Annotated in this window: 14 protein-coding genes; all 14 read right to left on the reverse strand. The window is 39.9% G+C overall.

Annotation, left to right across the window (positions count from 1 at the left end; translation table 11 throughout):
• Nucleotides 1–76: 76 nt before the first annotated feature.
• The 14 genes from BQ4443_RS03000 to ndk all read right to left on the reverse strand — a co-directional run bounded on the left by BQ4443_RS03000 (nucleotide 77) and on the right by ndk (nucleotide 13,260).
• Nucleotides 77–307 (reverse strand): hypothetical protein, encoded by a 231-nt coding sequence (locus BQ4443_RS03000; protein WP_071057998.1) that lies wholly within the window; start codon nucleotides 305–307, stop codon nucleotides 77–79.
• Between the two features lie 204 nt (nucleotides 308–511).
• Nucleotides 512–1,378 carry a protease modulator HflC gene (hflC, locus tag BQ4443_RS03005; protein WP_023950793.1) on the reverse strand — a complete coding sequence of 289 codons (867 nt, stop codon included), beginning with the start codon at nucleotides 1,376–1,378 and terminating at the stop codon, nucleotides 512–514.
• A gap of 11 nt (nucleotides 1,379–1,389) precedes the next feature.
• Complete coding sequence (gene hflK, locus BQ4443_RS03010) at nucleotides 1,390–2,736, reverse strand: FtsH protease activity modulator HflK (RefSeq protein ID WP_023950796.1); 1,347 nt, start codon at nucleotides 2,734–2,736, stop codon at nucleotides 1,390–1,392.
• The gene (gene hflX / locus BQ4443_RS03015; protein ID WP_023950798.1) at nucleotides 2,723–3,826 is read right to left on the reverse strand and encodes a GTPase HflX; all 1,104 of its coding nucleotides are present in this window, start codon (nucleotides 3,824–3,826) and stop codon (nucleotides 2,723–2,725) included. Before hflX ends, hflK begins: the two co-directional genes overlap by 14 nt.
• A 95-nt stretch (nucleotides 3,827–3,921) precedes the next feature.
• Nucleotides 3,922–4,161, reverse strand: coding sequence for an RNA chaperone Hfq (hfq, locus tag BQ4443_RS03020; protein WP_023950800.1), 240 nt, complete (start codon nucleotides 4,159–4,161; stop codon nucleotides 3,922–3,924).
• Between the two features lie 87 nt (nucleotides 4,162–4,248).
• A complete protein-coding gene (hisC, locus tag BQ4443_RS03025) occupies nucleotides 4,249–5,334 on the reverse strand; it encodes a histidinol-phosphate transaminase (RefSeq protein ID WP_071057999.1) in 1,086 nt (361 codons plus the stop codon).
• Complete coding sequence (gene der / locus BQ4443_RS03030) at nucleotides 5,335–6,768, reverse strand: ribosome biogenesis GTPase Der (RefSeq protein WP_023950804.1); 1,434 nt, start codon at nucleotides 6,766–6,768, stop codon at nucleotides 5,335–5,337.
• Nucleotides 6,765–7,928, reverse strand: a complete 1,164-nt coding sequence (gene bamB / locus BQ4443_RS03035) for an outer membrane protein assembly factor BamB (RefSeq protein WP_023950806.1) — start codon at nucleotides 7,926–7,928, stop codon at nucleotides 6,765–6,767. The genes der and bamB overlap by 4 nt, the downstream gene beginning before the upstream one ends.
• 1 nt (nucleotide 7,929) lies before the next feature.
• The gene (locus tag BQ4443_RS03040; RefSeq protein ID WP_071058000.1) at nucleotides 7,930–8,577 is read right to left on the reverse strand and encodes a YfgM family protein; all 648 of its coding nucleotides are present in this window, start codon (nucleotides 8,575–8,577) and stop codon (nucleotides 7,930–7,932) included.
• A gap of 5 nt (nucleotides 8,578–8,582) precedes the next feature.
• Nucleotides 8,583–9,872 (reverse strand): histidine--tRNA ligase, encoded by a 1,290-nt coding sequence (gene hisS / locus BQ4443_RS03045; RefSeq protein ID WP_071058001.1) that lies wholly within the window; start codon nucleotides 9,870–9,872, stop codon nucleotides 8,583–8,585.
• Nucleotides 9,873–9,902: 30 nt separating this feature from the next.
• Nucleotides 9,903–11,189 (reverse strand): flavodoxin-dependent (E)-4-hydroxy-3-methylbut-2-enyl-diphosphate synthase, encoded by a 1,287-nt coding sequence (ispG, locus tag BQ4443_RS03050; RefSeq protein ID WP_023950812.1) that lies wholly within the window; start codon nucleotides 11,187–11,189, stop codon nucleotides 9,903–9,905.
• Nucleotides 11,189–11,683: a helix-turn-helix domain-containing protein gene (locus BQ4443_RS03055; protein WP_023950814.1), complete on the reverse strand. Its 495-nt coding sequence runs from the start codon at nucleotides 11,681–11,683 to the stop codon at nucleotides 11,189–11,191. The genes ispG and BQ4443_RS03055 overlap by 1 nt, the downstream gene beginning before the upstream one ends.
• 2 nt (nucleotides 11,684–11,685) lie before the next feature.
• Nucleotides 11,686–12,840, reverse strand: a complete 1,155-nt coding sequence (gene rlmN, locus BQ4443_RS03060; RefSeq protein ID WP_023950815.1) for a dual-specificity RNA methyltransferase RlmN — start codon at nucleotides 12,838–12,840, stop codon at nucleotides 11,686–11,688.
• Between the two features lie 15 nt (nucleotides 12,841–12,855).
• On the reverse strand, nucleotides 12,856–13,260 hold the full coding sequence (ndk, locus tag BQ4443_RS03065; RefSeq protein ID WP_023950817.1) for a nucleoside-diphosphate kinase: 405 nt from the start codon (nucleotides 13,258–13,260) through the stop codon (nucleotides 12,856–12,858).
• Between the last annotated feature and the right edge of the window lie 182 nt (nucleotides 13,261–13,442).

The raw sequence follows: 13,442 nt of genomic DNA on the forward strand, positions 1-13,442 counted from the left end.
ATCATCAATACCAACTAATTAAAAGGGCTTAATAGATTTCACCGTTAAGCCCTCTTTTGTTAAGACTAGATAATCATTAAGATTTTTTCTCTTTTTTTGCGCAAGAACCAGCACCGCAAGATTGATCTTTTTTCTCAGGCATTGCATTAGTCTCTTTTTTAGAACTTGCGCCGCAAGAGTGATCTTTTTTTGCTTCTGCTTTTGTACCTGTAGAAGCACCACATCCTTGTTGAGCTTGGTTAGCTGCTGCAACACCTGTTGAACCAATAAACGCTGAGGCTAATAAAGCAATAGATTTTAATTTCATAAAAATTTCCTTTTAAAAAAATATAAATGTAGAGTTTTTCGTAAAAAATCTCTAGCTACCTCTTAAGTCGATAGGCAACAACAATCCTGACAATATTTTTTAAAAAAAATTGGATTTTTTAGTTTTCCTAAAAAATCCCCTAAAAGAAAATTCATTTAGGGGATTGTTTTTGCTCAATTAAAAGCTAGTTTTTGACGTGTCTTTCTAATTCGTTTGCTTTAAGAATTTAAAGAACGTTGAACTAGGATCTACTACTAACAAATCTTGTTTTGATGAGAAGATATTTTTATAGGCATCCAAACTCTTATAAAAACTATAAAAATCAGGATCTTTGCTATAAGCATCAGCATAAATTTTAGAGGCTTGTGCATCACCTAAACCACGTATAGCTTGTGCTTTAGCATTAGCTTCTGCCAACACTTCCTGAACTTGTCTATCCGCATCCGCTCGAATAGTTTCACTCTCTGCCGCACCATTAGCACGTAAGCTATTCGCTTCTTGCTTACGCTCTGCTTGCATACGTGTGTACACTGAATCTGATACTTCCTGTGAGAATTCAATACGTTTTAAACGCACATCAACTACACGAATACCTAAAGGTTTAGCACGTGCCTCAACATTTTGTAAAATCTCCGCCATAACGACATCACGTTCTTGCGAAATCACAGCACGTACTGTGCGGGTATTTACAGAGGCATTAAGTGCATCACGAATTTGAGCATTTAAACGATTCTGTGCTGCTTTAGCATCAGATCCAAATGAAATATAAAATTGTCTTGGATCTTGAATACGCCATTTGATATACGAATCAATAATTAGGTTTTTCTTCTCAGACGTTTGGATACGCTCTGTATCACCTGACTCAATCGTTTGTATGCGTTTATCTAAATATACAACATTTTCAAGTGGTGACGGTAATTTGAAATTTAGACCTGGCTCAGTTACAGTACGTTGCCATTCACCCAATTTAAATACCAACGCATAATCACGCTCCCCCACAATGAACAGCATTGAAGAAGCTAACCATGCCACGATGGCCAATACAACAAACGTTAACGTTGAACGATTCATGATAATACCTCTTACTGTGCTGAACGGGAACGATTTAATGCATTACGGTCTCTAGATACCTCCGTACTACTTGCTTCTGTTGTAGAAGCTGATTTAGCACGATTAGATGTTGTAATACTCTCATTGGAAGCACGAGAAGCAGATGATGTTTCACTACTACCGTAGCTTGAAGCGTTTAAGCTAGTGTTTTGCTCAAGAATTTTATCAATCGGTAAATAAAGCATATTATTACCTGATTTTGTATCTATCATCACTTTCGACGCATTAGCATATACTTCTTCTAATGTCGATAAATACATCCTTTCACGCGTTACTTGCGGTGCATTGGCGTATTCTTTTTCTACTTGTGCAAACCGTTCTGCTGCACCCTTGGCACGACCTATAATAGCCGCCTTATAACCTTCAGCATCTTGTAAAATACGAGAAGCTTGACCTCTTGCCTCCGGTATCACTTTACTTGCGTAAGCATAACCTTCATTTTTCTGACGTTCATTATCTTGACCTGCTTTAATAGCATCTTCAAAAGCTGCTTGAACTTGCTCGGGTGGTTGAACATTCTGAATCGCTACAGTGATAACCTCAATCCCTGTGCGATAACGGTCAAGAATATTTTGCATTAATTGACGCACATCAATCGCTGCCTGCGTACGACTTTCATAAAGAATTTTATTCATAGATTGTTTGCCCACAATCTCTCTCATCGCCGTTTCTGCTGCTTGTCGTACGGACTCATCTGGAGAAACCGTTTGGAAAAGATAATCGGCTGCCGCAGACGGTTTATCATTCGCATCTGGCATACCCGTTTTTAAACGATACTGGACATCAAACTGCACATCCACAATATTTTCATCTTCGGTTAGCATTAATGCCTCTGGCAATACCTTATTACGAGCACTATCACGGTATCCCACAGAGAAAGAACGTACACGAGAAATATCAACTAAATCCACTGACTCAAAAGGTGAGGGAATATGCCATTTAAAGCCAGGCATCACGGTACGGTTATATTTACCAAATTGAGTAACAACGCCCACTTGACCTTCTCTAACGATAAAAAATCCACTAGCCAACCAAGCACCTACAGCAACAACAGCAATCGCTACTGCCCCCACTTTAAACAATTTTTGTGGTGGCTCACGACGCGGTGGTTGCCCAAGAGGTTGATTCCCATCTTTTTTACCACCATTACCAAATACAGATTTAATCCGTTTGGACAAATCATTAAACACTTGATCCAAATCTGGTGGCGTATCATTGTCTTGTGGTGGACGACGAGGAGGCTCATTGCCTTGCTGGTTTTGTGGGGGTTGAGGATTGCCTTTCCCCCAACCTGGATCATTAAGATTAAAAATGTTCATCAGTCTCAATGTTAGTAGTTCCTAATAGTTGTGTTTTTGCTTCTGCCATCGCAAGACGCAAACCGTCTAAACCTTCACGTTTTTGTGCACTGACAAATACGCGTACTATGTTGCCCTCTTCGTCTCTTTCAACTTTGGGATCATACGATAGCATATCAATTTTATTGTAAACGAGAATAGTGGGAATGTCTTGCGCCCCTATCTCTTGTAAAACTTTATTTACCTCAATAATTTGCTCATCTCGTTGAGGACTAGCCGCATCAATCACATGCAATAACAAATCAGCATGCACAGTTTCCTCTAAGGTAGCTTTAAAAGCAGCAATTAAGGTGGTGGGTAAATCACGAATAAAGCCTACCGTATCAGAGATGGTGACTTGTCCAGCATTTTCAAGCCAAATTCGTCTAGTTGTCGTATCTAAGGTTGCAAACAACTGATCTGCCGCATAGGCTCCAGCCCTAGTTAAGGCATTAAATAAGGTAGATTTACCAGCATTCGTATACCCTACCAATGAAACAGATAACGTATTAGAACGCTCGCGTGATCGTCTTTGCGTAGCACGCTGTTTTTCCACTTTAGCTAAACGTTCTTTGAGTGATTTTACTTTATCACCAATCATACGTTTATCCATCTCTAATTGAGATTCACCGGGACCACGCATGCCAATACCACCTCGTTGACGCTCCAAGTGAGTCCACATCCGCGTTAATCGTGTCACTAAATGCTGTAACTGTGCTAACTCAACCTGTAGCTTACCTTCGTGACTTTTTGCTCTCAATGCAAATATATCCAGAATCAATGTCACCCTATCTACCACACGCAAATTAAACACTCGCTCTAAGTTACGTTGTTGTGCGGGGCTTAGCGGTTGATCAAATAGGACAATATCGGGATTGGTACTTTGAATCAATAAAGCAATTTCATCAACTTTGCCAGAACCAATAAAAAACTTAGCATCTGGACGATCTCTTTTCGCCACGACAGTTGCCACAATCTCTGCCCCTGCTCCCTTGGCAAGCATGGCAAATTCTTGTGCATGAGCTGGATAATCTACATTTCCAAAATCAACGCTGATGATAATAGCACGCATAAAATTTAAGTAAATAAAATGCCCGCCCACTGATTAGCGGGTAGGCATCTAACTAATAAGTCATAAAAAAATATAGGCAAACAACTGCCTGTAAATTATTCTTCTTCTGGAGTTTCGATTGGGAAATTGACTGCTCGAGCAGGAACTACAGTCGAAATAGCATGCTTATAAACCATTTGTGTCACAGTATTGCGAAGTAACACCACATACTGGTCAAATGATTCAACTTGACCTTGTAATTTGATACCATTTACTAAATAAATTGAAACTGGTACATGTTCCTTGCGTAAAGCATTTAAGAAAGGATCTTGTAATGATTGTCCTTTAGTGCTCATTGATGAAAGCTCCATAATATAATTTATAAAAATTGTTAAATATGATTGCGAGCCTTTTGTTGCAGCGCAATCTTATGTTGGCTTAGGTTAAATAATACCCTTAGAAACGATTTCAGACAAGGCTTTTACTAAATTTTCACAATTTTCCTGTGTCCCAATTGTTACACGTAAAAACTGATCAATAGGCACTTGTTTGAAATGGCGTACTAATAATTTACGCTCTCTTAACTCAGACGCAATTTTAGTAGCATCTAATTTAGGATGGCTCATAAAAATAAAGTTAGCGGCCGAAGGCAATACATTAAACCCTAACCCCCTAACCTCTTTAATCAAATACTCACGTGATGCCATAATCATATGGCGAGTTTTGTTAAAGTATTCTTCATCCTCAAAAGCGGCTATTGCACCTGCTTGTGCCACTCTATCAATAGGATATGAATTAAAACTATTCTTCACTCTAGTCAGTGCTTGAATCAACTCTGCTTGAGCAAATGCAAAACCTACTCTAATACCCGCCAATGAACGTGATTTAGATAATGTTTGAATAACCATTAGATTAGGATAACGCTGAATTAAACTAATCGCTGTCTGTGTACCAAAATCTACATACGCCTCGTCCACAACAATCAATATATTAGGCTGCTCCTTTAATAGACGTTCGATAGTTTCTAAGCTTAGCGCTATGCTAGTTGGTGCATTGGGATTAGCAAAAATAATCCCACATACCTCATCTGGTGAAGCCGCTAAATACGGTGTTATATCAATACTAAAATCATCTGCGAGTGGCACTTCTGTATAGGGAATGCTATACAGTTTTGCATATACTGGATAAAAGCTATACGTGATAGTAGGAAATAAAATTTTCTTTCCATTATGACAAAATAGTCCATTAAATAAATGCGCCAAAGACTCATCTGAACCATTTCCTACAAACACTTGATCTGGTGTTAAGCCATAATATTTAGCTACAGTCTCTCTCACAGGCGTTGCTTCAGCTTCTGGATATAGCTCCAACCCTTTTGCTAGCGCTTTATCCATCGCTGCCACAGCTTTAGGCGATGGAGGATATGGTGATTCATTACTATTTAATTTAACAAACTCACCCTCTTTAGGCTGCTCTCCCGGTACATAAGGCTTAAGCTCTTTAACAAAATCACTCCAAAACTGATTCATTTATGCATCCTTATAGGGATTAGTTGACGACTTAAATTCAATTCGCATCGGTGTACCTTCTAGTTTGAATACACGACGGAAACGAGACTCCAAATAGCGCTTATACGACTCGCTAATCGCATCTAAGGCATTGCCATGGATAATCACCAACGGTGGATTTTGCCCCCCTTGGTGAGCATAACGCATCTTAGGTCTAAAAATCCCTTTACGTGGAGGTGGCTGTTGCTCTACAGCTGCTCTTAACTCACGAGTTAATTTAGGCGTTGATAATTTGCGGAAAGCGGCGGCATGTGCTTCATTAACAGACTTCAATAACGCTTTAACTCCATGTCCCTTTAGGGCAGAAATATAATGCATTTTGGCAAAAGATAAGAAACGCATTTTACGCTCAAATTCACGTGTTACCCAATCTCGCTTATCTTCATCCAAGCCATCCCACTTATTGATAGCAACCACCAAAGCTCGACCACTTTCTAAAATAAAACCCGCAATATGTGCATCCTGTTCGGAGATTTCCGCTTGAGCATCCAATACCAAGACCACCACATTACATGCTTCAATGGCTTGTAAGGTTTTAATCACTGAGAATTTTTCAATTGACTCAAATACCTTACCACGTTTTCTTAAACCTGCTGTATCAATAATGGTGTATTTTTTATCGCCTTGTTCAAAATCAATTTCAATAGCATCACGTGTGGTACCCGGCATATCGAAGGCAATAACCCTTTGTTCACCTAATAAGGTATTAATCAGCGTCGATTTACCTACATTTGGACGACCTACAATAGCCAATTTAATTCTATGTTCAAAGGCCTCTGATTCTTCCTCTTCAGGCTCATTTTTTTCAGCAGCCGCTAATTCAGACTCAAGGGCATTTTCATCAATGTCAACCTCTGTCTCGGCTTCTTCCTCTTCTACAACAGGATTCACCAATGTAGCTAATGCTGTTTCAATCATTGCCACAACGCCGTCCCCATGAGCAGAAGAAATTGGAATAGGATCACCCAATCCTAACTCATGAAAATCAGCTGTTGCTTGAACTTGATTCATTCCCTCAGCTTTATTCACAGCTAAGATAATCTTGGCATTGGTCTTACGTAACAATGCCGCAATTTCATGATCATGGGCATTAACACCTGCTCTAGCATCCACCAAGAAAATTACGATATCAGACTCAGCAATAGCTTGTTCTGTTTGACGTGCCATTTCTTTGAGAATACCTGTTTTTACTACAGGCTCAAAACCACCCGTATCAATCACTAAAAACGGATAAGAACCAACTCGACCTTCCCCATAGTGACGATCTCGTGTCAATCCCGAGAAATCTGCAACCAATGCATTACGCGAACGCGTTAAACGATTGAATAGCGTGGATTTACCTACATTTGGGCGACCAACAAGCGCCACTACTGGTTTAAATTGCGTTTTCTTCACTTAGCACCAAATAAAACTAAATCACCATCACCTGTTTGAGCAAGAATACCTTTAGGTGTGGCTACTAATGGCGATACGACAGGCTCGCTATCTCCTAATGAAATACGTCCTTGAAGTGCCCCTGAATTAAAATCATAAAAATGTGCATACCCTTCATAATCTGCCACTACGACATGGTTATCATAGGCTATAGGATTACTTAATCCACGATTACGTAGGGTTTTATCTGACCATAGCACTTGACCATCTTGGCGAGAAAAACTCGTTACTGTACCGTCTACACCAGCACTTAAGACACTTGACTGTGTCGCATCAACACCAGTAGCCGTTGAAAATGGTTGAGACCATCGAGCCTGAGCGCCTTTTGCTGTTACACCATAGCATAAAACATTACCTTGGTAACTTGCTAAGCAGATATCATTACCATTCACAATAGGAGCACCAACAACATCAGCCACACTATCTAAATCACTAGGTCCTTTAACTGTTGAAGCCAATAATTCCCAAAGCGGTCTACCTGTTTGTGTATTCAATGCCACAACACGCCCTACCGGTAACGCCACTAATACTGTAGATGCCCCTGCAGATACCATCCTAGAATGGGCTTTCAGAGCAAGCTCTGCTTGTGCTCTAACGTAACTCCACAATAGACTACCATCAGCAATATTTAAGCCTTGTACACGAAAATCATCTGCACGTACAACTACGGCACCATTTGCTATCATTGGAGGTGTGGTGGCGACTGTAGATGAACGAACTTCCCATCGCTGATTACCATTATTTGCATCTAATAAAACGACCTGACCGTCTTTAGTTGTCACAGCAACAACACCTTCACCTACGCCAACACCACTAGCAAGGTCTTTATCCAAGTCACGTTGCCAAATAATAGCGCCTGTATCTAAATTAAGACGTGATACTTTACCATCTGGTGTAGCCGCAAAGACATTATTGCCATCAACAACAGGGGTAAAACCATAACCACTGCCCTTACCAATTGATGCTGTCCAATGAATAACAGGGGTAATAGTAGCTTGATACTCTGTCAAATCCACAGGTTCATAACGACTATCATTTCCAAATAAGCCGCAAGCACTTAGTGTGAGAGCCGCACCTACAGCTAAGGTAAAATTACGTAGATAACGTGTTGAAAGCGACATTTTACTCCCCTCCTAATACCTTTATTTTATTTTGCATAAATGTTGAAAATGATGGTTCTAAACCTTTTTCATTTAATGCTGTTTTCCAAGATTTCACGGCTTCTTCTTTTTGGCCTTTTGCCATTTGAATATCGCCCTGTCTATCTAAAAATAATGCTTTAAAACTTTCAGGAACAGAGCCAGAAACATAGGATAATGCCTCATCCAACTTACCCTGATCCATTAAAATAGCAGATAATTGCAATTGTGCAACTGGAACAATTTCAGGCTCTTTACCGTTAGTAACAACCCATTGCATGGCTTTTTGAGCAGCCTCTAAATCATTTTTGCTCACAAAATAATTAGCGGCAATAAGACTCGCTCGTGCAGGATAGGCTGTACTCGTATAATCATTTTGTAATACAGATAAGGCTTCTTGTATGCGTACTTTATCTGAATCTGTTGGTCTAGATGATTTTGTGGTTGTATAGATTGTTTCATAATAACCTAATGCTTTCTCTGCTTGATAGTTTTTATACCAGCCCCACGCATAATACGCCACAAGTACCAGAAGAATAGCGGTTAATAAGCCAGTAACCAAACCACCAAAACGATCCCACCACGCTCTTACCTGGTCAATCTTTTCCTGTTCTTCTAAATCAAATGCCATAATAATTAAATCCTTTTTTGTAATTCTTCAATAAGCTCAGCTTGTGCAATAGTGACTTGTTCTGCCATCATACCATCATTATCCAAACGTAATGGTTTGATACTAATCGTTGCCTCATTAACTTCTGATTCGCCAAGAATCAAAGCAAACTTAGCACCACTTGAATCAGCTCTCTTGAATTGCGCTTTAAAAGACGCACTTCCCGCATGCACCAATACTCGCCATCCTTGATCTCGGCATAACTCAGCTATTTGTAATGCTTTACGGCTCGCTAGTTCACCTTGGTGAATAATATAAATATCCGTTTCACTTGGTGCTATAAATCCTTGACTTTGTTTCATCAACGCCAATAGACGCTCTAAACCAATCGCAAAACCAATCGCAGGAGTGGATTTTCCACCTAATAACTCACACAGACCGTCATATCGACCACCACCACAAACAGTTGCTTGGGCACCTAGACTACCAGTTACCCACTCAAATACGGTGAGATTATAGTAATCCAAGCCACGAACTAAGCGAGGGTTAATAGTATAGCTAATACCAGCCTCTTCTAAGCGTGTACAAATTTCTTGAAAATGTGCTTTAGATTGTTCACCTAAAAAATCAAATAATTTAGGGGCTTGATTAGCCATTTCTTGCATGGCTGGATTTTTAGTATCTAACACTCGTAGAGGATTGGTATACATACGGCGCTTACCATCCTCATCTAAGACATCAATATGTGCCTCTAAATGTTTAATCAGTGCTTCTCGATGAGCTTTTCTCTCATCAATCTGACCTAAAGAGTTAAGCTCCAGATGGATATCTTTTAAACCTAAAAGTTTCCATAAACGCGATAGCATGATAATTTGCTCCGCATCGATATCAGGACCTTCAAACCCTAACGCTTCAATTGAAACTTGATGGAACTGGCGATAACGCCCTTTTTGAGGACGCTCATGGCGAAATACTTGCCCCATAGAAAACAAACGTTGAGGTCTATCATAGGTAATATGATGCTCAATGGCAGCACGTACAATTCCTGCTGTAAATTCAGGACGCATGGTTAACTGCTCTGAGTCCTCGCCCATTCTAAATGTGTACATTTCTTTTTCGACAATATCAGTGACTTCACCAATACCACGGGCAAATAAACGAGTTTGTTCTAGAATTGGCGTACGGATATTCAAATAACCATACTGAGCCAACCACATTTTTAGTATCTGCTCGAGTCTCTCCCATTGCCAACTTTCATTAGGAAGAATATCATTCATTCCACGAATCGCAGAGACTTTTTCAAACGTTTTACTCATATTATTAGTTTAAATTTAAATTATTTATTTTCATGTTGATGAAATTGTTTTAGCACCATAACGACGTTGAACATAATCTAAAACAATTTGTTGAAATTCTTGGGCAATAGAGTCGCCTTTTAAGGTAACAGTACGTTCACCATCAATAAAGACAGGTGCTGACGGTACCTCTCCAGTCCCGGGTAAACTAATGCCAATATCCGCATGACGACTCTCTCCTGGACCATTTACCACACAGCCCATCACAGCAACATTCATGGTCTCCACACCTGGGTATTGAAGACGCCAAACAGGCATTTGCTCTCTAAGATAAGTCTGGATACTATCTGCAAGCTCTTGGAAAAAAGTACTACTCGTGCGTCCACAGCCTGGACAAGCCACTACCATCGGAGTAAATGCTCTTAACCCCATTGTTTGGAGAATTTCTTGGGCAACAATCACTTCTTTACGACGATCGCCCCCTGGTTCTGGGGTTAATGAAATACGAATAGTATCGCCAATCCCTTCTTGCAACAACACGGATAACGCCGCTGTAGAGGCCACTATACCCTTACTTCCCATTCCAGCTTCAGTCAAACCAAGATGAAGTGGATAATCACATTGAGCAGATAAATTACGATAAACGGAAATTAAATCTTGTACATGACTGACTTTACAAGATAGCACTATCTTATTTTTTGCTAAGCCTAGCTCTTCGGCTCGTCTAGCATTGCTAATAGCTGAAATCACTAAAGCTTCTCGCATAACAGCTTGTGCTGACCATGGCTTTTGGCGTTTATTGTTTTCATCCATCATACGTGCCATGAGATCCTGATCTAAGCTTCCCCAGTTTACTCCAATACGTACAGCTTTATTATAGTTGGCAGCCACTTCAATCATCTGAGCAAAATTATCATCACGCTTTTTGCCACCACCCATATTGCCAGGATTAATTCTGTATTTTGACAATGCTTGTGCACATTCTGGATACATAGTTAATAACTTATGTCCGTTATAGTGAAAATCTCCCACTAATGGAACATCCATACCCATTTTATCAAGCTGTTCTCTAATTTTCGGAACCTCTGCTGCCGCTTCTGGCGTATTGACAGTAATACGGACCAATTCCGAACCAGCCAACGCTAACTCTTTAACCTGAATAGCGGTAGCAATCGCATCAGCCGTATCCGTATTTGTCATTGATTGCACAACAACAGGGGCTCCCCCACCCACCTGTACATGCTTATTTCCCCACGAAATAACCGCAGCACGCGTTTGACGACGAGGAGTTGGTCCAACAGGGAAAGGAGATGAATTGAGAGTATTAACGTCAGACATTATTGATTAAACCATTTTTTGATAAATTCAACATCATCAATATTGAACATACCCTGAGTAAAGGCAAAGTACGCAACAGCCACAAGAATAGCTAGAATTAATAAAATCCATAGCCAAGTGCCACCACTACCACTGGAAATATGCTCATTTAATTTCTCATTAACTTTTAAATTATGACTGGATTTGAGATATTTATTATTTGCTGGTGGAGCAACATTTCCAGTTGCCTGCGCTAATTTTTCAAGAGCGATATCTGGATTTGCACCAACCGCTACCGCAAATTTTTTGATGATGCTACGCAATACAAAACCATTTGGTAAAGCAGACCAGTTTTGCTCTTCTACCGCACGTAGCTGGCTAGCATGATATTTAATCATATCACTCACCTGAGCAAGCTCAAGATGGCGCTCTAATCGTGCATTTTTTAAGTAGCCACCAACGGTATCAACATCAGGTGCATTTGCTGATACTTTGTTCAAATCTGGCATTTCCATAATTACATTCGCTCCTCTTTAATAGGGATAGTTTTTCGCAATTGCATACGTTCACTAATTTTTGTACGATCTTTGACTTCACCAGCCAATTGACCACAGGCAGCATCTATATCATCCCCTCTAGTTTTGCGAACCGTTGTCACAACACCAGCATCCATCAATATCTGTGCAAATTGCTTAACACGTGCGTTACTAGAGCGCACCAGACCTGACTCAGGGAATGGATTAAATGGAATAAGATTGATTTTACAACGAATCTGTTTAGTAATTTCAATCAATTCTAAAGCATGCTTTTCAGTATCATTAATATTATCTAGCATAATATACTCAAACGTAATGAAATCACGTGGAGCATAGTCAAGATAACGATTACAAGCAGCAATCAATTCTGCTAATGGGTATTTTTTATTAAGAGGGATTAGCTGACTGCGAAGATCATCATTTGGCGCATGGAGAGAGACCGCCAATGCCACAGGGCAATCCTTAGCTAAACGATCAATAAAAGGAACCACCCCAGACGTAGACACAGTGACTCTACGTCTTGATAAACCATAGGCATTATCATCCAGCATGAGCTTTAGGGCAGGAACAACCTGATCATAGTTCAGCAAAGGCTCTCCCATCCCCATCATGACGACATTACTAATAATTCGATCATTTTCCGTCGCTTGAGCATTAGAAGATGTACCTAATCTTGCCGCCCCTTGACTCGCCATGATATCTGCGCGAGCATGCCATAGCTGCCCAATAATCTCTGCAGTAGTCAGATTACGATTAAATCCTTGATGCCCTGTCGAACAAAATCGACAAGCCACAGCACAACCAGCCTGACTAGAAATACAAAGTGTCCCTCTATCATCTTCTGGAATAAATACAGTTTCTACTGCATTATTATTGCCCACATCAAATAGCCATTTACGAGTCCCATCAGACGATATTTTTCTTGTTATAACCTCTGGTGTACTAATTTCACAGCAACTTTCTAACTGGGCACGAAAATCTTTCGCTAAGTCCGTCATCTGGTCAAAGCGACTAGCTCCTCGCTGGTGAACCCAACGAGCAAGCTGTTTGGCTCGAAATGGCTTATGCCCCCACTCTGCTACTTGCGCAGTGAGGGCATCATTATCTAAGCCTAACAAATTAAGGCGTTCATTCATTCTTTCGATGAATAATTAAGCAAAGAAATAAGCGATTTCAACAGCAGCAGTTTCTGGTGCATCAGAACCATGAACAGCATTGGCATCAATGCTTTCTGCAAAATCAGCACGGATTGTACCTGGAGCAGCTTTCTTAGGATCAGTCGCGCCCATTAACTCACGGTTTTTAGCAATTGCATTTTCACCTTCTAGTACTTGTACAAATACTGGACCAGAAATCATGAATTCAACTAAGTCGTTAAAGAATGGACGCTCTTTGTGAACAGCGTAGAAACCTTCTGCTTCTTCGCGAGTTAATTGTTGTAAGCGAGCATTAACTACTTTAAGGCCTGCTTTCTCAAAGCGAGAGATGATTTCACCAATAACATTTTTAGCTACTGCATCTGGTTTGATAATTGATAATGTACGTTCGATAGCCATTTAAAAGCTCCTAATTAATATTTTTAAAAATTTTTGTACTTTTTATGCACAAAATAAACCGTAATTTTAGCATATAAGCAGATATTTATTTAAAGGTTTAACGCCTTAATAACTAAATCTAGCTTATAAATCCATTAAAATAATGGCTTTCATAAATACTTTATTCTCACTTATTAGCAAGA

It is taken from the genome of Pelistega sp. MC2 (assembly GCF_900099475.1).
Taxonomy (GTDB): domain Bacteria; phylum Pseudomonadota; class Gammaproteobacteria; order Burkholderiales; family Burkholderiaceae_B; genus Taylorella; species Taylorella indica.